The 20,792-nt window shown below is 70.0% G+C and carries 20 protein-coding genes; 9 read left to right on the top strand and 11 right to left on the bottom strand.

What is annotated here, in order from left to right; genetic code table 11:
• Positions 1–24: 24 nt before the first annotated feature.
• From ACFWM2_RS10230 to ACFWM2_RS10210, 5 genes are read right to left on the bottom strand one after another with little or no spacing between them, the layout of a single operon-like run.
• Complete coding sequence (locus ACFWM2_RS10230) at positions 25–1,503, bottom strand: NAD-dependent succinate-semialdehyde dehydrogenase (RefSeq protein WP_383275718.1); 1,479 nt, start codon at positions 1,501–1,503, stop codon at positions 25–27.
• Positions 1,500–2,477, bottom strand: coding sequence for an alpha-ketoacid dehydrogenase subunit beta (locus ACFWM2_RS10225; RefSeq protein ID WP_383275714.1), 978 nt, complete (start codon positions 2,475–2,477; stop codon positions 1,500–1,502). Before ACFWM2_RS10225 ends, ACFWM2_RS10230 begins: the two co-directional genes overlap by 4 nt.
• Positions 2,465–3,442, bottom strand: a complete 978-nt coding sequence (locus ACFWM2_RS10220) for a thiamine pyrophosphate-dependent dehydrogenase E1 component subunit alpha (protein ID WP_383275711.1) — start codon at positions 3,440–3,442, stop codon at positions 2,465–2,467. The genes ACFWM2_RS10225 and ACFWM2_RS10220 overlap by 13 nt, the downstream gene beginning before the upstream one ends.
• Positions 3,443–3,454: 12 nt before the next feature.
• Complete coding sequence (locus ACFWM2_RS10215; protein WP_383275708.1) at positions 3,455–4,699, bottom strand: M24 family metallopeptidase; 1,245 nt, start codon at positions 4,697–4,699, stop codon at positions 3,455–3,457.
• Positions 4,696–5,643, bottom strand: coding sequence for an NAD(P)-dependent oxidoreductase (locus tag ACFWM2_RS10210; protein ID WP_383275705.1), 948 nt, complete (start codon positions 5,641–5,643; stop codon positions 4,696–4,698). Before ACFWM2_RS10210 ends, ACFWM2_RS10215 begins: the two co-directional genes overlap by 4 nt.
• Before the next feature lie 231 nt (positions 5,644–5,874).
• Between ACFWM2_RS10210 and ACFWM2_RS10205 the strand changes: the two genes are divergently transcribed.
• The gene (locus ACFWM2_RS10205) at positions 5,875–6,930 is read left to right on the top strand and encodes a LacI family DNA-binding transcriptional regulator (protein ID WP_383275702.1); all 1,056 of its coding nucleotides are present in this window, start codon (positions 5,875–5,877) and stop codon (positions 6,928–6,930) included.
• A gap of 138 nt (positions 6,931–7,068) precedes the next feature.
• Here ACFWM2_RS10205 and ACFWM2_RS10200 read toward each other — a convergent pair whose 3' ends face one another.
• From ACFWM2_RS10200 to ACFWM2_RS10180, 5 genes are all read right to left on the bottom strand, one after another.
• Positions 7,069–8,067, bottom strand: coding sequence for a LacI family DNA-binding transcriptional regulator (locus ACFWM2_RS10200; RefSeq protein WP_383275699.1), 999 nt, complete (start codon positions 8,065–8,067; stop codon positions 7,069–7,071).
• 125 nt (positions 8,068–8,192) lie between these two features.
• A complete protein-coding gene (locus ACFWM2_RS10195; RefSeq protein ID WP_383275696.1) occupies positions 8,193–9,320 on the bottom strand; it encodes an alkene reductase in 1,128 nt (375 codons plus the stop codon).
• Between the two features lies 1 nt (position 9,321).
• Entirely contained in the window at positions 9,322–9,792 is a 471-nt protein-coding gene (locus tag ACFWM2_RS10190) for an ester cyclase (protein WP_383275693.1), read from the bottom strand.
• 16 nt (positions 9,793–9,808) lie between these two features.
• Complete coding sequence (locus ACFWM2_RS10185; RefSeq protein WP_383275690.1) at positions 9,809–10,597, bottom strand: cupin domain-containing protein; 789 nt, start codon at positions 10,595–10,597, stop codon at positions 9,809–9,811.
• A gap of 1 nt (position 10,598) precedes the next feature.
• On the bottom strand, positions 10,599–10,928 hold the full coding sequence (locus tag ACFWM2_RS10180) for an antibiotic biosynthesis monooxygenase family protein (protein ID WP_383275687.1): 330 nt from the start codon (positions 10,926–10,928) through the stop codon (positions 10,599–10,601).
• Between the two features lie 249 nt (positions 10,929–11,177).
• Between ACFWM2_RS10180 and ACFWM2_RS10175 the strand changes: the two genes are divergently transcribed.
• From ACFWM2_RS10175 to ACFWM2_RS10160, 4 genes are all read left to right on the top strand, one after another.
• A complete protein-coding gene (locus tag ACFWM2_RS10175) occupies positions 11,178–12,260 on the top strand; it encodes an LLM class flavin-dependent oxidoreductase (RefSeq protein ID WP_383275684.1) in 1,083 nt (360 codons plus the stop codon).
• A complete protein-coding gene (locus ACFWM2_RS10170; RefSeq protein ID WP_383275681.1) occupies positions 12,260–12,790 on the top strand; it encodes a DoxX family protein in 531 nt (176 codons plus the stop codon). The genes ACFWM2_RS10175 and ACFWM2_RS10170 overlap by 1 nt, the downstream gene beginning before the upstream one ends.
• Before the next feature lie 90 nt (positions 12,791–12,880).
• Positions 12,881–14,272 (top strand): FAD-binding oxidoreductase, encoded by a 1,392-nt coding sequence (locus ACFWM2_RS10165; protein ID WP_383275679.1) that lies wholly within the window; start codon positions 12,881–12,883, stop codon positions 14,270–14,272.
• A 63-nt stretch (positions 14,273–14,335) separates the two neighbouring features.
• On the top strand, positions 14,336–15,922 hold the full coding sequence (locus ACFWM2_RS10160; protein WP_383275676.1) for an MFS transporter: 1,587 nt from the start codon (positions 14,336–14,338) through the stop codon (positions 15,920–15,922).
• Positions 15,923–15,955: 33 nt separating this feature from the next.
• On the opposite strand, the gene ACFWM2_RS10155 is transcribed toward ACFWM2_RS10160, so the two are convergent.
• Positions 15,956–16,579, bottom strand: coding sequence for a flavodoxin family protein (locus ACFWM2_RS10155; protein ID WP_383275673.1), 624 nt, complete (start codon positions 16,577–16,579; stop codon positions 15,956–15,958).
• A 150-nt stretch (positions 16,580–16,729) separates the two neighbouring features.
• On the opposite strand from ACFWM2_RS10155, the gene ACFWM2_RS10150 reads away from it, so the two are divergent.
• The 4 genes from ACFWM2_RS10150 (at position 16,730) to ACFWM2_RS10135 (ending at position 20,757) form a co-directional block, all read left to right on the top strand.
• Positions 16,730–16,891, top strand: a complete 162-nt coding sequence (locus ACFWM2_RS10150; RefSeq protein ID WP_383275670.1) for a hydrophobic protein — start codon at positions 16,730–16,732, stop codon at positions 16,889–16,891.
• A 352-nt stretch (positions 16,892–17,243) separates the two neighbouring features.
• Positions 17,244–17,612, top strand: a complete 369-nt coding sequence (locus tag ACFWM2_RS10145) for a PRC-barrel domain containing protein (RefSeq protein WP_383275667.1) — start codon at positions 17,244–17,246, stop codon at positions 17,610–17,612.
• 750 nt (positions 17,613–18,362) lie between these two features.
• Positions 18,363–19,436 carry a fatty acid desaturase family protein gene (locus tag ACFWM2_RS10140; protein ID WP_383275664.1) on the top strand — a complete coding sequence of 358 codons (1,074 nt, stop codon included), beginning with the start codon at positions 18,363–18,365 and terminating at the stop codon, positions 19,434–19,436.
• Positions 19,437–19,686: 250 nt separating this feature from the next.
• The gene (locus ACFWM2_RS10135; RefSeq protein ID WP_383275661.1) at positions 19,687–20,757 is read left to right on the top strand and encodes a sugar ABC transporter substrate-binding protein; all 1,071 of its coding nucleotides are present in this window, start codon (positions 19,687–19,689) and stop codon (positions 20,755–20,757) included.
• The last annotated feature ends 35 nt before the right edge of the window (positions 20,758–20,792 follow it).

Raw genomic sequence — 20,792 nt, 5'->3', positions numbered from 1 at the left:
GCGGTGTGCTCCTTCCGGCCGCGGTCACCACGACAGGGCGACGTACTTGGACTCGGTGAACTCGAGCAGTCCCTCGTGACCGCCTTCGCGGCCGACACCGCTCTGCTTCGTCCCGCCGAACGGAGCGGCCGGATCGGACACCACCCCGCGGTTCAACCCGACCATGCCGCAGTCCAGTTGCTCGGCCACCCGCAGACCGCGCGCCAGATCCGCGGTGCACACGTACGACACCAGGCCGTACTCGGTGGCATTGGCCAGGCGGACCGCCTCGTCCTCGGTGGTGAAGCTGACGACGGGGGCGACAGGACCGAAGATCTCCTCGTGCAGCACCGGGGCGTCCGGAGGCACGTCGGCCAGCACGGTCGGCGGATAGTAGTAGCCGGGCCGGTCGGGCGGCTCACCGCCCGTCACGAGCGACGCACCGGCGCGTACGGTGTCCGCGACCAGCTGGGCGACCTTGTCACGACTCTGCGCGTTGACGAGCGGACCGAGCTGAACGCCCGCTTCCAGACCGGGTCCGACGGTGAGGGCCTCCATGGCGGCCGCCAGCCGGCGTGTGAACTCGGCGGCCACCGGCGCCTGGACGTAGAAGCGGTTGGCGGCCGTGCAGGCCTCGCCGCCGTTGCGCATCTTGGCGATCATCGCCTCGGCCACGGCCCGGTCCAGGTCGGCATCGGCGAAGACCAGGAACGGAGCGTTTCCGCCCAGCTCCATCGAGCAGTTGACCACCGATCCGGACGCGGCGGCCAGCAACGTGCGGCCGACCTCCGTGGAGCCGGTGAAGGACAGCTTGCGTACGCGCGGATCGTCCAGCATGGCCGAGACGACGGCCCCGGAACGCCGGGAGGGCAGCACGTTCACCACGCCGTCCGGCAGCCCGGCCTCCTCGAAGAGACCGGCGATCGCCAGGGCCGTCAGCGGTGTGTCGCTCGCGGGCTTGAGCACCACGGTGCAGCCGGCCGCGAGCGCCGGGCCGATCTTCCGGGTGGCCATGGCGGCGGGGAAGTTCCACGGCGTGACCAGTACGGACACGCCGACCGGCTGGCGCAGCACCAGGATCTTGTTGCTGCCGGCCGGCGCGGTCTGCACGCTGCCGCTCCCCCGTACGGCCTCCTCGGCGTACCAGCGGAAGAACTCGGCGGCGTACGCCACCTCGGCGCGGGCGTCGGTCAGTGTCTTGCCGTTCTCCAGCACGATCAGCTCGGCGAGCTCCTCCGCCCGTGCCGTCATCAACTGGAAGACATGGCTGAGGAGTTCGGATCGCGCACGAGGTGCGGTGGCCGACCAGGCGGGAAGCGCGGCCGCCGCCGCGTCGACGGCGAGGAGCGCGTCCTCGGGAGTCGCGTCGGCGGTGTCGGCAATCTTTACGCCGGTCGCGGGGTCGACGACCTCGATGCGGGAGCCGTCGCTCGACGGCCGCCACCGGCCCCCGATGAACAGGTCGGTGGGCACGGTCTCGGTCTTCAACCGCGTGGGGCTCTGCGTCAGTTGGGGTGAGGTCACTGGTTCATCGCCTTCTGGACGGTCTCGGTGATGCGGTCGACCGAGGGGATCGCCAGGTCCTCCAGCGCATCGGCGGCGGGCAGGGGGATGTGCGGGGTCGTGATGCGCAGGGGAGGCGCGTCCAGGTCGAAGAAGTGCTCCTCGGCCACGATGGACACCAGCTCGGCCCCCCAGCCGCACAGCCTGGGGTTCTCCTCGACGGTGAACAGCCGCCCGGTGGCCGAGATCTCGCGCAGGATCGTCCGGGTGTCGAGCGGCACCAGGGAGCGGACGTCGACGACCGTGCAGTCGATACCGGCGTCCGCGAGCCGCTCGGCCGCCTCCAGACTGCGCGGCACCATCGTGCCGAGCGCGACCAGGGTGGCGTCCCCGCCCTGCCGCAGCACCTTGGCGGTGCCCAGCGAGTCGACGATCTCCCCGTCCGGCACCTCGCCGCGCACCGGGTAGAGCGCCTTCTGCTCCAGGAAGATGACCGGGTCGGGGTCGCGCACCGCGGCGGCCAGCAGACCGACGACGTCCACGGCGCTGGACGGCACCACGACCTTCAGTCCCGGCACGGCCATGGCCCAGTTCTCGACGGTCTGCGAGTGCTGCGCGCCGAACCGCAGGCCGCCGCCGTTCCCGGCGCGGATCACCAGCGGGAAGGAGACCTGACCGTTGGTCATGTACCGGCTCTTGGCTATCTCGTTGACGACCATGTCCCAGCAGACCGCGAAGAAGTCGCTGAACATGATCTCGGCGATCGGTCGCAGACCGGTCATCGCGGCGCCCATGGCCGCGCCGAGGATGGCCTGTTCACTGATCGGGGTGTCCCGCACGCGCACCGGCCCGAACTCATCGAGGAGTCCGACCGTGCTCTTGAAGACGCCACCGGCCTCGGCCACGTCCTCACCCAGGAACAGGACGTTACGGTCCCGCCGCATCTCCTGTGCGATGCCCCGCGCCACGGCCTCGCGATAGGTCAGTTGCGCCACGACGATCCTCCGTCCGCCCACACGTCCTTGAACAGCAGCTCCGGGCCGGGCACTTCGCCGGCCTTCGCCTCCTCCGCGGCCTTGTCGACCGCCGCCTGCGCCTCCGCCTCGATCGCGTCCAGCACGGCACTGTCGGTGCCGGCGGAGATCAGCCGCTCCCGGTACATCGGCACCGGGTCCCGGGCCAGCCAGGCCTCGACCTCCTCCTGCGGGCGGTACTTCGCCGGATCCGCCCGGGAGTGGCCGCCGTGCCGGTACGTGAGCGCCTCGATCAGCGTCGGTCCGCCGCCGCTCCGCGCCTTCTCCAGCGCCGCCACGGCCGCCTCGTGCACGACGTCGGCGTCGTTGCCGTCCACCACGACGGGTTCCAGACCGTAGGCACTGGCGCGGTCGGCGGCCGGCCGCGCGACCGCGGTGATCCGGCTGGTCAGGGTGTACTCCATGTACAGGTTGTTCTCGCAGACGAACACCACCGGCAGCTGCCAGATCACCGCGAAGTTGAGCGCCTCGTGGAACGCCCCGATGTTGGTCGTGCCGTCGCCGAAGAACACCACGGCGACCTGCCCGGTCTCCCGGTACTGCGCGCTCCAGGCGGCCCCGCAGGCGATCGGCAGATGGGCGCCGATGATCGCGTACGAGCCCATCACCCCGTGCTCGACGCTGGTGAGATGCATCGAGCCGCCCTTGCCGGCCATCAGTCCGTTGCTGCGGCCTAGCAGTTCGGCGAGGACCGGGCCCATGGGGACCCCGCGGGCCAGCGTGTGGGCATGGCCCCGGTAGGTGGCGAAGGTGTAGTCGTCCGCGCGCATCGCGACGCCGAACGCCGCCGCGATGGCCTCCTGGCCGAGGGAGAGATGGCTGGTCCCCTTGACCAGACTCTGCAGGAACAGGTCGTAGGCGCGTTGCTCGAAGTACCGCAGCTCGACCTGCATCCGGTACAGGGCGAGGCCGGTGGTCGCTTCCATTGCTTCTCCTCCTCAGTACGGGTTCGCGACGAAGAGCTCCTGCGCCGGGAACCGCGTGAGCACCTGGGGTCCGTCGGCGGTGACCACGACCTCTTCCTCGATGCGTGCGGCGGAGAAGCCGTCCGAGGCCGGGCAGTACGTCTCCAGCGCGAAGACCATGCCTTCCTGGATCTCGACGGGGTTCTCCAGGCTGTTGAGCCGGCTGATGATCGGCCGCTCGTGCAGACCGAGACCCAGGCCGTGCCCGAACTGCAGCCCGAAAGCGGCCATTTCACTGGCGAAGCCGAACTCCGTCGCGGCCGGCCACACCCGTGCCACCTGGTCCGTGCCGACCCCCGGTTTGACCACGGCGATCGCCGCGTCCATCCACTCCCGCGCCTGTGTGTAGGCATCGCGCTGGGAGGACGTCGAGCTGCCGACGCCGAAGGTGCGGTAATAGCACGTCCGATAGCCGTTGTACGACTGGATGATGTCGAAGAAGGCCTGGTCCCCGGGGCGGATGATGCGGTCCGAGAAGTTGTGCGGATGTGGGTTGCAGCGCTCGCCCGACACCGCGTTGATGGCCTCGACCTGGTCCGAACCCATCTCGTACAGCCGCTTGTTGGCGAGAGCGACGATCTCGTTCTCCCGGACGCCGGGCTTGAGGGCCTCGGCGATGTCCTGGTAGACGCCGTCGACCATGGCGGCGGCCATCGACAGGAGAGCGATCTCGTCCTGCGACTTGATCTGGCGGGCGTCGAGCATCAACTGCTGCGCGTCCACGACCTTGAGGCCCTGGCGCTGCATCTCGAAGAGGAACGGCGGCTCGACGATGTCCACGCCGACCGGCAGCCCGGCGACGCCCGCGTCCTCCAGCATGCCCTTGATCTCGGTGACCGCCGAGCGCATCAGACCGGCCTCGGGGGCGATGGCCCCGCGCAGCCCGAGCATGCCGGCCCGCGAGTTCTCGGGGCGCAGCCAGGGCGCGTACAGCTGGTGGTGGCGGGCCGCGGAACCGAAGTCCCACAGGACGGGTTCGCCGCCGTCGCGGGTCAGCAGGGCGTAGCGGCTCATCTTGTCGCCGAGCGCCCCGCCGATCCAAGTCTGCGTCGTATAGCGGATGTTGTAGAAGTCGAAGAGCAGGAAGGCTCCGCACTCGCTGGAGTCCAGTGCCGCGCGGGCACGGCGCAACCGGTCGGCGCGCAGCCGGTCGTAGTCCACGCGCTGTTCGTAGTCGACCGCGCTGTGGCCGTACGCCGGTATCGGGCGGGTACTCACGACGTGACCGTCAGGCCGTCGTCCACGTCCTCGTGCTCGGGTTCGAGGACCATTCCGGACCGCCTGGCCTGCTCCAGGATGAGGGTGGCGAAGTCCTCGTCGGTGTGGCCCGCGCCGATCGCCCCTGCCACGAGCTGCGCGGTGGCCGAGGCCAGCGGCATCGGCACTTCGAGGGCGCGGGCCTCGGCCAGGCCCAGATCGAAGTCCTTGCGCAGCAGGGGCATGGTGAACGTCGGCTTGAAGTCCAGATTGACCAGCGCGGGGGACTTGTACCGGGTGAAGACCGAGCCCATGACCGAGTCATTGAGGAAGGCCAGGAACGCGGCCCGGCTGACGCCGCCCTTCTCCGCGAGCAGCGTGATCTCGGCGAGGGACTGGGTGACGACGCCGAGGAAGACGTTGTGCGCGATCTTGACCAGCCGGGCCACCTCGTCGTCCCCGACATAGGTCACCCCGCGGCCCAGGACGTTGAGCAGCGGCTCCACCTCGTCGAAGACGTCGCGCGGTCCCGAAGCGGCGATGGTCAGCCGGCCGGCCGCGATCACCTTCGGGTTACCGCTGACCGGGGCGGCCAGCAGGGCCGTGCCGCGCTTGGCGGCCTCGGCACGCACCTGGGCGGAGACCTGGGCGGAGACGGTGGAACTGTCCACCAGCACGCCGGGCGCCACGTCCGGGTCGGTCAGCACACCGCCGGCTCCGGTGGTGACGGACTCGAGATCCGCCGACGCCGACACCATCACGAACACCACATCGCGGTCCGCCAGATCCTGCGGCCGGTCGACGACCGTCGCCCCGCGCTCGGCCAGCGGCTCGGCCTTGGCACGGGTGCGGTTCTGCACGGCGACGTCATAGCCCGCGTCCAGGAGACGCGCGGCCAGCTGGAAGCCCATCCGACCGGTGCCGATCCAGCCGATGCGGGGCGGGTCCTTGGCGACGTACGTCATCTCTCGTTCCTTACTTCCGGAGGCAGACGGCTCGGTGGGGAAGGCATGCATGCATTCGATTGCCTGTGCGGCTTCCCCGTGTGTGCGCCGGGCCGAGATCCTTGTTGTGCAATCGATTGCCACAATGCTCACTCCGTACGGGCGGTGATGTCAAGGGCTGTCCTGGAAGGGCGGGGAAGGCGTCACGGCGATCGATTGCGGTCGGGCGCCCAGGATCCCTACACTTCCCGCGTGACCAAGCGCCCGACCATGTCCGATGTGGCCCACCTTGCTGGTGTGCACATGGCAACCGCATCCCGTGCCCTGAACCCCGCCACCAGTGGCCGGGTCAATGCGGCGACGGCCCAGCGGGTCAGGGCGGCGGCGGAGCAGCTGGGGTTCACCCCCAACAGCGCCGCCCGGAGTCTGCGGACCAACCGCTCGTTCACGGTCGGCGTCCTGCTGCCCGACCTCACCAACCCGCTGTTCCCGCCGATGGTGCGCGGGATAGAGGAGGCCCTGACCCGCCGGGGCTACACCGCGCTGCTGGCCAACACCGACAACGACCGGGCCAAGGAGCGCACCCAGTTCGAGGCGCTGCGCGGACGGCAGGTCGACGGCTTCATCGTCGCCACCGCGCAGCGTGAACATCCGCTCCTGGAGGAGGCCCACCGGGCGCGGGTGCCGATCGTGCTGCTCAGCCGCAGCACGGACCGGACGATGTTCCCGCTGGTCGCCGGGGACGACGCCGCCGGTGTGACGCTCGCGGTCGAGCACCTGCTGGCCCAGGGCCACCGCGACCTGGCACATCTGGCGGGACCGCAGCGGCTGTCCACGGGGGAGATCCGCGCTCGCGCTTTCCGCCACGCCACCGAGGCCGCGGGAGTCGCTCCCGCGCAGGCACCGGTCGTCGTGAGCGAGTCCTACACGGTGCCGGCGGGCGAGTGGGCGGCCCGCGAGCTCCTCGACCAGTACCCCGGCACCACGGCGATCGTCGCCGGCAACGATCTGATCGCGCTCGGTGCGCTGCACGTCCTGCGCGAGCGGGGGCTTCGCTGCCCGCAGGACGTCTCGCTCGTCGGATTCAACGACATGCTGTTCGCCGACGAGTTCCAGCCGCCGCTGACCACCGTGCACGTACCGCATTCGGAGCTGGGCGCGGAGGCCGCCCGGCTGCTGCTCGAACAGCTGGACCGGCCCAGCGGCTCCGCGGACCCGGCGCCGGTGGCCAAGACGGTCCTGCTGCCGGTGGAACTGGTGGTACGGGAGTCGACCGCGGCGCCGGTCAGCGGAGCCCCGCGCGGCTAGTGGTGGTCAGGGAGCCGACTGCAGTGCCGATCAGCGGAGCCGAGCGCGGCTGGTGGTGGTACGGGACGTCGACGGCGGCGTCGGTCAGCGGGTCCGCGTGCGGCTGGTGGTCGTACGGGACGTCGGCCGCAGCGTCGGTCAGTGGGTCCGCGCGCGGCTGGTGGTGGCGCGGGCCGAGAGGGTGACCTCCAGGCTGACCGGGGCCGGCTCCCCTTCCGTCTCGCTGTTCCGGGCGAGGAGCAACTGGTCGACGGCCATACTGCCCAGCCTGCTCAGGGGCACGGCGAGGGTGGTGACGGCCGGGGTGGTGTAGCTGGCCAGCTGGGTTCCGCCCCAGCCCACGACACTCACCTGTTCCGGAACCTGGACGCCGAACTCGAGCAGCCGGGCGGTCAGGCCCAGCGCCATCACGTCGTTGAAGCAGACGACGGCCGACGGCAGCGGCGCGCGCACCAGTTGCTCGGCCGCCAGGGTGCCGGACTCGAACGTCGGACGGTGCGGGGCGGTGACCTCGATCTGGAAGCCCGTCTCCTCGCCCGCTGTGATCAGCGCGTGCTGCCGGTCCTTCGCCGCCCATGAGTTCGTCGGCCCCGCGAGGTAGAGAGCGCCGGTGTGGCCGAGGTTGCTCAGGTACTGGGTGAGCAGCCGCATTCCCTGCAGGGCATCGACGAGGACGCACGGATAGCCCTCGACGCGTCGGTTCACGAAGACGGTGGGGCGCAGGCCGCCGGCCGACCCGATCTGCTCGTCCCGCAGGAGCGAAGAGAAGAGGAGCAGCCCGTCCACGTCCTTGGACAGGGCGTGGATCAGCTTCTCCTCGTCGTCCGCGTCGTCGTCGCTGTCGCCCAGCAGAGCCGCCAGATTGTGCCGTCTCGCCTGGTGCTGGGCGGCCTTGACCATCTCGGGGAAGAGCGGGTTCGCGAGGTTGGGGACGACGAGGCCGATGTTCCCGGTCCTGCCGGTGGTCAGCGCCGTGGCCGCCTTGCTGGGGGCGTAGCGCAACTGCTCGGCCGCGGCGTACACCTTCAGCCGGGTCTCCTCGCGGAAGAGCTCGGGGGAGGTGAAGACCCTGGAGACGGTGGAGACGGACACTCCGGCAACCCGCGCCACATCCCGAATGGTGGACCGGTCAGCCATTGTCTCCCACACCTCTGACGTGCGATTGCGGTGGACGAATTCTATGTGTTCCCTCTGCGGACCCCGAGACCCCGGACCCCGAGACCCCTGAGCCCCCGAGCCCCCGGGCACCGGGGCCCGGGATCCTAGGCCGTCGGGCGGCCCCGGCCGGCCCCTTCCGATGCGGTGAGCACCGGCTGGGAGCCGGCGTCCAGGAACGGATAGTCGGTGTACCCGCGGTCGTCACCGCCGTAGTACGTCGACGGATCGGCGGTGTTGAACGGTCCGCCCTCGACGAGCCGGCGCGGCAGGTCCGGGTTGGCCAGGAACAGCGCGCCGAAGGACAGCATGTCCGCGGTGCCGTCCTCGACGAGTTCCAGCTCCCCGGGCCCCGTCGTCCGGGGTGCGGTGAACGGGTTGAGCACGAACACCCCGGACCACAGCCGGCGCAACTCCCTGGTGAGTTCGCGGTCGGGCCCCTCCGCGAGGGCGAGATAGGCGAGCCCGAATCCGTCGAGGGCGGTGATCAGGGGGCTGTACGTGCCGGAGCAGTCGTCCTCCACCATGTCGTTGTACGGGTTGCCGGGGGAGAGCTGGACCCCCACCCGGTCGGCCCCGATCGCGCCGGCCACGGCCTTGGTCACCTCGATCGCGAAGCGGATGCGGTTCGCGGCGGGGCCGCCCCAGTCGTCGGTGCGGCTGTTCGCGTGGGGGGAGAGGAATTGGTGGATCAGGAAGCCGTTGGCGCCGTGCAGTTCGACGCCGTCGAACCCGGCCGCCATGGCGTTGCGGGCCGCGGCGGCGAAGTCCCCGATCGTCGCCGTGATCTCCTCCTCGCCGAGTTCGCGGGGCTGCACGCAGGGCTTGGGGCCCTGGGGCGTGAACACCTGCGCGTTCGCGGCGATCGCCGACGGGGCGACGGGTGACAGACCGTCCGGCAGCAGGCTCGGATGGCCGATCCGGCCGGCGTGCATCAGTTGCGCGAAGACGGTGCCGCCGGCCGCGTGCACCGCTTCGGTGACGGGACGCCAGGCGCGTACCTGCTCGGGGGAGTAGAGGCCGGGCGTCGCGGGATAGCCGCGGGCAACCGGAGACGGCTGGATCCCCTCGGAGACGATCAGACCCGCCGAGGCGCGCTGTCGGTAGTACTCGGCGGTCGACGGACCCGGGCAGGCCGCGGGCCCGTAGGCCCGGCTGCGGCTCATCGGGGCCATCATGATGCGGTTGGGCAGGCGGCGGCCGCCGAGGTCGATGGGGTCGAAGGCGGTGGGCATCTCAGTGCTCCTTCTCGGTGGTGCCGGTCTGCGGCCAGATCCCCAACTGGCGGACGAGCGCGAGTTCGTCGACGAAGAACCACGCCTCGGCGATCAGACCGTCACGGATCCGCCACTGGCCGACTTCGAGGACCTCGACCTTGCGGCCGGTCGGCGGGATTCCGTAGAGGGGTCCGCTGTGCGTGCCCCGGATGAGCCAGGTCGCCCAGACCCGGTCGCCGTGGGCGATGATGTCGAGGATCTCGTCCTCGCGGTCGGGGATCGAGTCCGCGGTGTAGTTCGGCCCGTCGCCGGTCTTGATGTCGGCCAGGTTGGCCATGCCCATGCGCGCCGGCCGGAATCCCTCGACGGTGTGGGCGGCGCGGTCCCGGAAGGGCAACGCCCGGAACCTGAGCACCAGTTGGATGTTGGAGCGTTCCTGCTGCGTGAGGGTGGGGTCGCGCAGTGCGTTCTCGAGGATGGGGAGTGCCACGGAGGTTCCTCTCGTCTCAGGTGCCGAGCTCCAGGACGAGTGTGCGGCCCCCGTCGGTGAGGGCCACCGCACGCGCGTCCGGTGTGGGGGTGAGGGCCAGGTATTCGCCTTCGCCGACGGTGGGCCCGGCCTCGGGCAGGTCGAAGCGGTAGCGCCCGGCGAGTACGTAGACCGCGGTCGCGGACGGCCCGGGTGTCCAGGTCGCGCCGGCGCTGTCACCGTCACGCAGCAGGATCCGCAGACTCGTCCTGGTGGCGGTGGAATCCGCCAGGGTCAGGGGCGCGCCCGGGGGGCCGGAACCGGCTCGGGTCCCGGCTCGTACGAGTGCGGCGGGTCCCGGGCCCGTCGACCCCAACAAGCGGGTACGGGCCTGGGAGTTGACGTGCTCCCAGAGGGGGCCCGGTTCCCCCGGGGTGCCGAAGATCTCTGGCATCCGCCGGAAGACCTCCTCGAAGCCCGCCGGCGCGAACAGGACCAGCGCACGCGCCGGGCCTTCGGTCACCTCGAACCGATGGGGCGCGCCGCGCGGCACCAGCAGGAACCCGCCCGCGCAGAGTTCGTGGGTGTCGCCGCTCACGGTGAGCCGGTAGCGGCCGTCCAGGACGTAGAAGCACTCCACGGTCTCGTCATGGGCGTGACAGCCGACCATGGCGCCCTTCGGGCTCTCCGCCTCCGTCAGGCTGAAGGCGCCGCCGGTCCCGGAGCCGTCGGTGAGGATCCGGAACGCGTGCCCCGGCACGGTGACGGGGTCGATGTCCCGGGCGGCGATCACACGGCCCGAGGCCTCGGGAGGGCCGAAGGTCATGTCAGAGAACGGAGGGGGCGGAGGAGGCCGCGTGGGTCTCCTTCTCGACGGTGTACAGGGCGGGCAGTGCGGGGAACTCCAGCCACTGCCGCTGCGACTGCATCCGGCGGAACTGCTCGTCGTGGGCCGCGTCGAACTGCTCGGCCGAATCCCAGCCCGCCACATTCACATACCGCAGGCGGGTCGTCGAGTCCAGGGAGCGGTGCAGCTTGCGCCACCGGAACCCGGGTTTCTCGCACATGTAGTCGTCGATCTCGGCCCACAGGGCGAGGAACGTGTCCTCCCGCCCCACCGGGACCTCGAAACAGTTGATGAAGACGATGTCCGCCATCGCATGGCTCCTCGGGCTCGCGCCGTCGTGTGTCGCCGGACGCTTTTCTCACAGCTATTCAACCGGTTGCACGATGATGGCGAAGCGTCCGTTCCGCTGTCAACAGCTCGACGGGATTCGGCGGCCGGCAAGGGAAGTTGAGGTTATATGCACGTCCGCACAGGGTCTTGCGCCAAGCATTGACCCTCCATGGGGCGCGTGGTACCACTCTCTGCAACCGCTTTAAAAGCTGCAGAAGGAGTCCCTGCCATGCGGTTCTCGATCTATCTGAACCCGCAGACCCGTGGAGCGGAGGAGGACGTACCGATCATCCGTACGACGATCGACCAGGCGGTCCGCGCCACCCGGGCCGGCGTCCAGGGCATCGCGCTCACCGAACACCACTTCTCGGGCTACAACACCTACGGGAACAACTTCATGCTGGCGTCCCACCTGAGTTCCCAGGTGCCCGACGACACGATGTTCCTGCTGGCCGTCGCCGTCCCGACGCTGCACAACCCGATGCGTCTGGCCCAGAGCTGCAACCTGCTCGACATCATCACCCGCGGCAACCTCATCGTCGGCTTCGCGGCCGGCGGGTCCCCCGTCGAGTACGCCGGCCTGGGCCGCGACCCCTCGGTACGGCACGAGCAGATGATGCACAACCTGGAGGTCATGGAGCGCGCGCTGGACAAGAAGCCCGACGACCCGCCGTACGAGTGGTCGACCGCCTTCGAGCAGGGTTCGCTGCGCACCCGGATCATGCCGGCCGCGTACCACGCGTCCCGCCCGAAGTTCGCGCGGGCGACCCAGAACGACGAGGGCGTCGTATGGACCGGCCGCAAGGGCTGGTACCTGTTCACCGCCCGCGAGACCGCGGACGTCATCGGTCCCCGGTTCAAGCTGTACGCCGAAGCGCTCGCCGAGGCGGGGCACGACCAGGCCTGCATCGAGGAGCGCCTGGACTGGAGCCTCGTGCAGAAGCAGGTGATCGTCCGCGAGACGGACGAGGAGGCCGTCGCGTTCGCGCGGGCCCGTATGGAGGAGATGGGCGCTCACCAGAAGAAGAACTTCACCATGACCGGGGACATCAAGGACAGCGCCCATCTGAAGAGCGTCGTCGGGGTGTCCCCGCAGAACCCGGACGAGTTCCTCCAGCGCGCGATGATCGTCGGCAGTCCCGCGACGGTGGCCGAGCAGATCAACGCCTTCGCCGAGGCCGAGGTCCGGCACATGTCGCTGCTGTTCAACTTCGGCTTCATGACGGCCGAGGAGTCCGGCCGCTCGCTCGACCTCTTCCTGGACGAGGTGCTGCCGCGGTTCGGCACGGCACCGGCCCCGTCGGACAACTGATGGGCACCGCCGCCTCGTCCGGCCTGCTCGTCCTGCGCCTCGCCATCCTCGTGATCATGGGCTTCCACGGCACACAGAAGCTCTTCGGCTGGTGGGACGGGGGAGGGCTCGACCGCGCCGAGAAGTTCTTCGCCGCCCAGGGGTTCCGGCCACCGCGGCTGATGGCCCTCGTCGCCGGCGCCACCGAGACCTGCGGCGCCGTCCTGCTGGGGACGGGTGCGCTGAGCGTCCTGGGCACGGCCATGCTCACCGGAGTCCTCACCAACGTCACGGCGATCCATCTGCGCAACGGACTGGACGGCAAGAAGCACGGCTTCGAATTCGAGCTGATGATCCTCGCCGGCGTCGTCGCGACCGGCCTCTGCGGCCCCGGTGAGTGGAGCGTCGACCACTGGCTCGGCGTACCCAGTGGCGCCCCCTGGGGGCCGGTCGCCGTGGCCGCGGGAGTGCTGTCAGGACTGGTCGTGGTCACCACCCGCAAGCGCGTGGACCGCGAGGCGCTTCAGAACGTACCGGCGCGCGGCCGCTGACGCGCCTCGACAGGCCTGACCGGGAGCCCTGCGCTCGAGCAACGCCGAGAGCCCCACGGGGAGTCACAGGAACAGGAGCGTACGCACCGTATGGAAACATCTCAGCGCGTCGGCAGGATCCTCGCCTCGTTGGACGGCGAGTTCGCGGGATCGGTCGTGCTGCCCGCGGACCCGGACTATGAGCGGGCACGCCGTATCTGGAACGCCACCGTCGACAAGCGCCCCGCCCTGATCGCCTACTGTGCGTCGACCGCCGACGTGGCCGCGGTCGTCCGCGCGGCCCGGGCGGAAGGGCTGCCCCTCTCCGTACGTGGCGGCGGGCATCAGGTCGCCGGTCTGTCCGTCTGCGACGAGGGAGTCGTCGTCGACCTGTCACGGATGCGGTCGGTCGTGGTCGACGCCGATGGGACGAGCCTGCGCGCGGGCGGCGGATGCCTGCTGGGCGACGTGGACAAGAAGGCCGCCACGATCGGCCGGGTGGTGCCCGCGGGAGTGGTCTCGCACACCGGTCTCGGCGGCCTCGCCCTCGGCGGCGGGTTCGGCTGGACTTTCCGCAACTACGGACTGACCTGCGACAACATCATCGGCGCGGAGGTGGTCACCGCCGACGGCACGGTCGTCCACGCGGGCGAGGAGGCGGACGCGGACCTGCTGTGGGCGCTGCGCGGCGGGGGCGGGAACTTCGGGGTCGTCACCGAGTTCACGCTGGCCACCCACCCCCTCACCGACGTACTCCTGGGGCAGGCCGTCCATCGGCTCGACGACCTGCCCCGGGCGCTGGCGCACTACGTCTCCGTCATGGAGGCGGCGCCGGACGAACTGACCGCCATCTGCATCATCTGCGCGGCCCCGCCCCTGCCCGGCGTGCCGCAGGAGATCGTCGGCCGGCCGATCGTCATGGTCAACGCGGTGTGGTCGGGCGACCTGGACACCGGGCACGAGCCGATGGGTCTGCTCGTCAACGCGGGGGCACCCGTGGTCAGTTCCGTGGAGCGGATGCCGTACGTGGCCGTGCAGTCCATGCAGGACGACCTGCATCCGCACGGGCGCCGCAACTACAACAAGTCCCGCTACCTCGGCCGCGTCGACGAGACCGCGGTCAAGGCCCTGCTGGAGGCCGGCCGTCGGCTGCCCGGACAGCACTCGCAGATCGAGGTGCTCCGGCTCGGCGGAGCGGCGAGCAGGGTGCCCGCGGACGCCACCGCCTTCGCCCACCGCGACGCCGCCTACATCCTCAACGTCGTCGCGGCCTGGACCGTGCCGGCCTTCACCGGCGCCCACATCGACTGGGCCCGCGAGACCTACGCGGCGATGGACTGCGTCGGCTCCGACGCCGGATACATCAACTTCATCGACACCGAGCCGGACCGCGTCCGCAGCGTCTACCCGCCCCGCACCTACGCCCGGTTGCGGCACATCAAGCGCCGGCTGGACCCCGACGGAGTCTTCCGCGGCAACGTCCCCATCGAGCCGGCCCCCTGACGGCTTCCTGCGCCGACCGCAGGAACAGCAACCTCAGCCCTCCCAACAACCCTTGGATGCGGCATGACCGACACCACGAGCCCACCCGTAGCCGGGAGAAACCTGCCCCTTGCCACGCTGATCGCCGGCTGCCTCGCCGTCTGCCTCGCGCAGACCGGCCTCGCGATCCCCGCCACCCTCAACGGTCTCTTCCAGACCGACCTGCACACCACCGGTTCGCAGCTGACCTGGATATCCGACGCGACCCTGCTCCCCGTCGCGGTGCTCGAGCTCACCTTCGGCGTCTTCGGTGACCTGTTCGGACGCAAGCGCCTGTTGATCGGGGGCGCGTTGCTGATGGCGGTCGGTGAGGCCGCCTCGGCCACCGCGGGCAACGTCCACTTCCTGTGGGCGGGCCAGGCACTCGCCGGAGTCGGAGCCGCCGCGATCTTCCCCAGCTCCCTCGCGATGATCGCCGTCGGCACCCGCACCAACAGCCGGCGCGCCACCGCGATCGCCGCCTGGTCGGCCAGCCTGGCGGGCGGTGGGTTCGTGGCACCGCTGCTCGGCGGCATCACCGCCAACTACGGCTCGTGGCGCTGGGCCCTCGTCATCGTCGCCCTGATCGGCGTGGTCAGCGCGGCGGTGAGCATCCTCGCGCACGACTCGAGCGCACCCAAGGGCCGTTCGCTCGACCTGAAGGGGCAGCTCACCATCGCGATCGGCCTCTTCGCCCTGCTGTACGCGGTGATCCAGGGGCCGTCCGACGGCTGGGACTCCGGCGCCGTCGTCACGGGGTTCGTCGTCGCGGCCGTCTTCCTCGCGCTGTTCATCGTGGCCGAACTGCGCTCCCGTGCCCCGCTGTTGCAGCTGGACCTGTTCAAGAACCGCGTCTTCGCGCTCTCCTCGGTGGTCGCCGTGGTCGGCATGTTCAGCTTCATCGGGACCTGTTACGCGCTCAGCATGCGGCTCGGCCCCATCCAGCATCAGAGTCCGCTGCGTATGTCGGTGGCCTTCCTGCTCACCAACGGGCCGACGATGGCGCTGGCGCCCATCACGGCCGCCCTGCTCGCCCGGGTCGCCGCACGCTGGCTGCTGAGCATCGGCTTCCTGCTGATAGCCGCCGGCGATCTGCTCCTCGCCCGGCTGCCGATCACGGATACGGCGCTGCCTTCGCTGATCGTGCCGCTGGTCCTGGTCGGCATGGGCTTCACCCTGGCCGTCTCGTCGATCACCGCGACCGCGGTGAACACCGTGCCCGTGCGCTTCGCCGGCATGGCCAGCGCGACCACCAGCCAACTGCGTGACCTCGGATTCACCCTGGGGCCCGCCATCATCGGCGCGGTCGCCCTCAGCCGGGCCGCGAGCGGCTTCAGCCACTCCCTGGCCACCTCGCAACTGCCGGAGGGGATCAAGGCCGCGGCCGGGCAGGTCGCGGCGACGGGCGGACCACTCGCCGTCAACTCGGTGCCGCCCCAGTCGCCACCCGGGGCCGCGGGACCGCTCGCCCTGCACGCACTCGGCCACGGCTACTCGATCGGCTTCGTGGTGTGCGCCGGTGCCGCGCTGCTGTCCTGTCTGCTCGCGGGGCTGGTGCTGCGCGGCGGCCGCCCCGGAGTGAACCTCACCGAACCCGACCTCGACACCCGGCCCGAACCGGCGGCCGCCTGAGCCGAGCCGCGCCGATCCGGTCGCGCGCCGGGGTCAGCCGGCCGGATACGGGGCCGACTTCAACCGGCGCGCGAGATGGGCGGAGTTGGCCGCCAGGGTGGCCGTCGTGCCCGCGGTGGTGTCCGGGGTCTTGTCGAGGTCCTGGAAGTCGGTGCCCTGCATGGCCTCACCGACCCAGTACGTGACGGCGTTGGGCGGGAGGGAGAAGCCGACGTCGTTGAGCCCCTGGAACAGGTCGGCGCTCACCTTGTGGGCGCCGTCCTCGTTCCCCACGACGCAGACCGCCGCGACCTTTCCGTACGTGAGCATCCGGCCCTCTTCGTCGGTCTCGGAGATCTCGGCGTTGAGGCGCTCCATGACCCGCTGGGCGACGCTGGACGGGTGGCCCAGCCAGATCGGGGTGGACAGAATCAGGATGTCGGCCCCCATGATCGTGTCCCGGATCTCCGGCCAGGCGTCGCCGTCGCCCATGTCGGTCTTCACGCCGGGGCGTACGTCGTGGTCGGCGATCCGGATCACCTTGCCGGTGACGCCGTGCTCGCCGAGCGCCGCCATGGTCTGCTCGGCCAGCAGCTGAGAACTGGAGGAGGCGGGCGAGGGCGACAGGGTGCACACGAGCGCGACGGCGCGCAGCGGGGTCTTGTCTGTGGTGTTCATGCACCAGGGGTACCCCTGTGCCCGGTTTGAATCCGATTTCAGCCGACCGCGGGAGCGACCCTGGTTCCCTGTTCGTAAGCCGGCCGATTGTAAATTCGCACGTGTGGCCAGTGAATGCCGGGGCACACGGTGGATCGGAGGTTGATAATCATGGTTCCCCTGCTTCTCGTTCTTCTGCTGGCACTGCTTCTCTTCGGCGCGGGTTTCGCGGTGAAAATCCTGTGGTGGATCGCGATCATCGTTCTGGTCGTGTGGCTGATCGGCTTCGTCGCCCGTCCGAAGGGAGGCAGCGGCCGCTGGTATCGCTGGTAGCCGCCTGTCCAAGGCGCAGTTCAAGCAGTGTGTGACGGTGGCCCGCCATCCCCTCGGGGTGGCGGGCCACCGTTGTGCCGACCGGGACCCGAGGGGTTCCAGGTGTCGGGTTGAGCCGGATATCGGGGGTAGTCGGAAGGGTGCCGGGGTGGTCTCCGTGACGCAGCAAGGGAACTGGTTGCCTCCACAGATCGGCGGCCATCCCGGTTTCCGCGGAACGGGGGAATGGAACGCCGGATGCGGGGCAATCGGAAGTGCGGCGGGAAACAGAAACCGCCGCGCACGAAGTACGGAAAAAGAGGATCAGCGGGAATGCCTGCTGTTCTCTGTTTACCGGAGGAGTTGGTTTCGCGTGACTGAGCATGTGTGGAGTTACAAGTCGACCGCCGGTCGTCTGACGGGTACCGACCTGACGGGTTACAAGGTCGAGGCCACGGACGGCAGCATCGGCAAGGTCGACAAGCACTCCGACGAGGTCGGTGACGCCTACCTGGTGGTGGACACCGGTGTGTGGATCTTCGGCAAGGAGGTCCTGCTCCCGGCGAGCACGGTCGTCAGCATCGACCCGGACGAGAAGAAGATCTTCGTCGACCGCACCAAGGGTCAGATCAAGGACGCCCCCGAGTTCGACCGGGACAAGCACCTCGGTGACTCGGGCTACCACGACGAGCTCGGCACCTACTACGGAACCGGTGCCCCTTTCGGCGGCCCGTCCGTCTGATCCCACCGCTCTGAGCATCGTGGGCCCAGGGCTCCGAGAGGAGTCCCGGGGCCGCCACCTGCCTTGCCCCCGGGTGGCGGTCGCCGTACGCCCGCCCAGGATCCCGCCGGTCGCAGGCCCCGCTCGCGGTCCCGCTCCACTCGCCGGCCCCGTCGCAGGTACGCCCGCTCGACAGTTGTAGCGCGCAGCCGCATCGAACTCGCACAGGCCCGGTCGACAGGTGCAGGGCGTACGCTGAGGCCATGCGCCCCCAGACCCCGGCGTTGTGAGCACAGCAGTGAGGCAGGCGCATCACATCGCCTGCGGGACGGCAGCCCGGGACGACGAGGGTGGCCACCGTCCAGTTCCGCCCGGTGACAGGCCCGCATTTCGGCGTGTGGTCTCCCCTTGATCCCGGGCGTTTCGCTGCGCTGTCGGGCCGCTCCTCGAGTGAGGCGCCATGGACATCTCCTGCAGACCGTTCCCCGGTCCTGACGCTCAGGAGGAGCTCACCGTCGGCCGCTTCCTCATCGACGGCAGCCCCGCCGCGCCTCCCGTACGGAGGTTGGTTTCCGGCAGCCAGGCCGTGGCTCACGTCCTGACGCCGGTTCCCGCGCCACCCGACGGCCGCTGAGGCGACGACCGGCGCGGTGCAGCGCCGCCCGCCCGCACCGCCTCCGGCGGACACCCAACCATGACATCCAGGCCGGTTCCTGACCCAGGCACCGGCGACGCCCCCGCTCCACCCCGCACAGACGAGGACTGACATTCATGCTGGACCAGAAACAGACAGACATCCCGGGCGGGGGGCCGGGCGCCGGCGTCCAGGCATCGCTTCCGCACCAGTCCGGGGGCAGTGACTTCGCGCGGCTGTCCAAACTGATCAAGGAGTCCGGCCTGATGGGCCGCAGGCCCTTCTACTACGCGGTGCGGATGTCACTCATCCTCGTCCTGTACGTCGGCGGCTGGGGAGCGTTCCTGCTGGTGGGCGACAGCTGGTGGACCCTGGCCCTGGCCGCCTTCCTGGCGGTGGTGTTCGGGCAGGTGGCACTCGTCGCCCACGACGTGGGTCACCGGCAGGTGTTCCGCCGCAGCCGAGCCAGCGCCGTGGTCGGCCGGATCGCCGGGAACCTGGGCATCGGCATGGGGTACGGATGGTGGCAGGACAAGCACTCACGCCATCACGCCAATCCCAACCACGAGGACCTCGACCCCGATGTCGTCCCCGACATCTTCGTCTGGTCCCAGGCCCAGGCCCGCACGGCCACCGGCCCGGCCCGGGTGATCGGCAGGCTCCAGGCCTTCCTGTTCTTCCCGATGCTGACCCTGGAGGGCTTCAACCTCCACGTCGCCGGGGTGCGCGCACTGGCCGACCGCTCCCTCAAGCAGCGCCGCACGGAGGGTGCCCTGCTGTTCGGGCACTTCGCGCTCTATCTGGCGGCCCTGTTCACCGTCCTGCCGCCCGGCAAGGCGGTGCTCTTCCTCGTCGTGCACCAGTGCCTGTTCGGGGTGTACCTGGGTTCGATCTTCGCGCCCAACCACAAGGGCATGCCCACCTTCACCGGCACCGACCGGCCCGACTTCCTGCGGCGACAGGTCCTCACCTCGCGCAACGTCCGCGGCGGGCGGCTCGTCGACACCGTGCTGGGCGGGCTGAACTACCAGATCGAGCACCACCTGTTCCCGAGCATGCCCTCGCCGAACCTCCGCCGTGCCCAGCTCATCGTGCACCGCTACTGCGAGGACCTCGGGGTGCTCTACCTCCAGACCGGGCTGGTCGACTCCTACCGGCAGGCCCTCACCAGCCTCCACCGGGCCGGTGCGCCCCTGCGGCAGGCAGGTTGACCGCGGCGGGATTTCCTATGGGATTCCAAGGGCTTCCGATCCGGAAGTGAGTTCCCGACGCATACCCCGGGATGGTCGTCCCGGGAACAAAAAAGCACATGACGTGGCATAACGGGATCCCTATACCCCTCCAACCCCCAGTTCTGTCAGATGTCTTGACGTAGGACGGCGCCTGGCGCAGCATCTCCCCGCAAATATCCTATTGAATTCAGGGGGAGTTGTGGCGCCGTACGTCCGGATCAGGCCCCTCTTGGCCAGTGCTCTCGCCGTGGTGGTGCTCACCGGTGGCCTGACCGCATGCACCTTGAAGAACTCCGGGGAGCCGGCCGGCGGGAACGCGGCTCCCGGGCAGGGCACGGGGAACGGGACGGCCGAGCTCGCCGACGGTTCCGGCGTCAAGGCCGCGCTCGTCCCGGGCGGCGCCCATCCGTACTTCCAGCCGTGGAAAGCGGCGGGGTCGAAGGCGAAGAGCGCATACGGCCTCGGGGGCGAGACCTTCGACGAGACCGCCGAATGGGATCAGCAGAAGCAGAACAACCTGCTGTCCACCCTCGCGGCGCGCGGCTACAACGCCTTCGGCGTCTTCGGTGTCTCGCCGACCGACATCAACAGCACCTTCTCCGACCTCAAGTCGCAGGGATTCGCGGTGGCCTCCCTGGGCTCGTGCCCGGCCGGCAAGGTGAACAAGGCCGACTTCTGTCTGTCCACGAACGTCGAACTCGCGGCCTACCGCGCCACCCGCGCCGCCATCGACGCCATGGGCGGCAAGGGCACCCTGGTCCACCTGACCGGCAACAACGTGGACGCCAACACCCAGCTGCGGATCAGGGGCGTGGCCAAGGCGGTGAAGGAGACCAAGGGCAGGGTGAAGCTCCTGCAGACGGTCACCGACATCGACAAGGACCTGCAGACCGCGCAGAAGGCGGTGTCCGACCTGCTGGCCGCCAAGGGCAAGGAGATCCAGGGCATCGTGACGACGGCCTACAACCCCGCGGTCGCCGCCGCCGACGGGGTCAAGCGTTCCGGATCGTCCGCGAAGGTCGTGGCCATCGACGACGACGCCAAGATCATCAGCTCGATCCGCAACGGCTCCGTCAGCGCCACCGTCGTGCAGAACCCGACCGGCCAGGCGGACGTGGGTACGTGGGCGCTCGCCCTGCTGCAGACCAAGCAGTGCGTGATGCGCAGCCCGGGAGCGGTCGTCGACTCCGGATCCTTCGTGGTCACCAAGGCGAATGTCGCCGACTACGACAAGGAGAGGCAGCGCAAGACCGCCGACCTCAAGACGCAGTTCGCCGACAAGCTCCTCAACTGCGGCTGACCCGGCCCTCACCACCGGCGCGCTGCCGGCCTGCC

Origin of the sequence: Streptomyces sp. NPDC058371 (assembly GCF_042723265.1) — a bacterium.
Taxonomy (GTDB): domain Bacteria; phylum Actinomycetota; class Actinomycetes; order Streptomycetales; family Streptomycetaceae; genus Streptomyces.
The sequence above is the reverse complement of the archived record's forward strand: the minus strand, read 5'-3'. Positions and strand labels throughout refer to the sequence as shown.

Bases quoted from the DNA above. Each gene is read 5' to 3' on its own strand.
- ACFWM2_RS10220 (WP_383275711.1), bottom strand. From the start codon at position 3,442: ATGGAAGCGACCACCGGCCTCGCCCTGTACCGGATGCAGGTCGAGCTG.
- ACFWM2_RS10210 (WP_383275705.1), bottom strand. From the start codon at position 5,643: ATGACGTACGTCGCCAAGGACCCGCCCCGCATCGGCTGGATCGGCACC.
- ACFWM2_RS10200 (WP_383275699.1), bottom strand. From the start codon at position 8,067: ATGGCTGACCGGTCCACCATTCGGGATGTGGCGCGGGTTGCCGGAGTG.
- ACFWM2_RS10195 (WP_383275696.1), bottom strand. From the start codon at position 9,320: ATGCCCACCGCCTTCGACCCCATCGACCTCGGCGGCCGCCGCCTGCCC.
- ACFWM2_RS10185 (WP_383275690.1), bottom strand. From the start codon at position 10,597: ATGACCTTCGGCCCTCCCGAGGCCTCGGGCCGTGTGATCGCCGCCCGG.
- ACFWM2_RS10180 (WP_383275687.1), bottom strand. From the start codon at position 10,928: ATGGCGGACATCGTCTTCATCAACTGTTTCGAGGTCCCGGTGGGGCGG.
- ACFWM2_RS10175 (WP_383275684.1), top strand. From the start codon at position 11,178: ATGCGGTTCTCGATCTATCTGAACCCGCAGACCCGTGGAGCGGAGGAG.
- ACFWM2_RS10170 (WP_383275681.1), top strand. From the start codon at position 12,260: ATGGGCACCGCCGCCTCGTCCGGCCTGCTCGTCCTGCGCCTCGCCATC.
- ACFWM2_RS10165 (WP_383275679.1), top strand. From the start codon at position 12,881: ATGGAAACATCTCAGCGCGTCGGCAGGATCCTCGCCTCGTTGGACGGC.
- ACFWM2_RS10160 (WP_383275676.1), top strand. From the start codon at position 14,336: ATGACCGACACCACGAGCCCACCCGTAGCCGGGAGAAACCTGCCCCTT.
- ACFWM2_RS10155 (WP_383275673.1), bottom strand. From the start codon at position 16,579: ATGAACACCACAGACAAGACCCCGCTGCGCGCCGTCGCGCTCGTGTGC.
- ACFWM2_RS10150 (WP_383275670.1), top strand. From the start codon at position 16,730: ATGGTTCCCCTGCTTCTCGTTCTTCTGCTGGCACTGCTTCTCTTCGGC.
- ACFWM2_RS10140 (WP_383275664.1), top strand. From the start codon at position 18,363: ATGCTGGACCAGAAACAGACAGACATCCCGGGCGGGGGGCCGGGCGCC.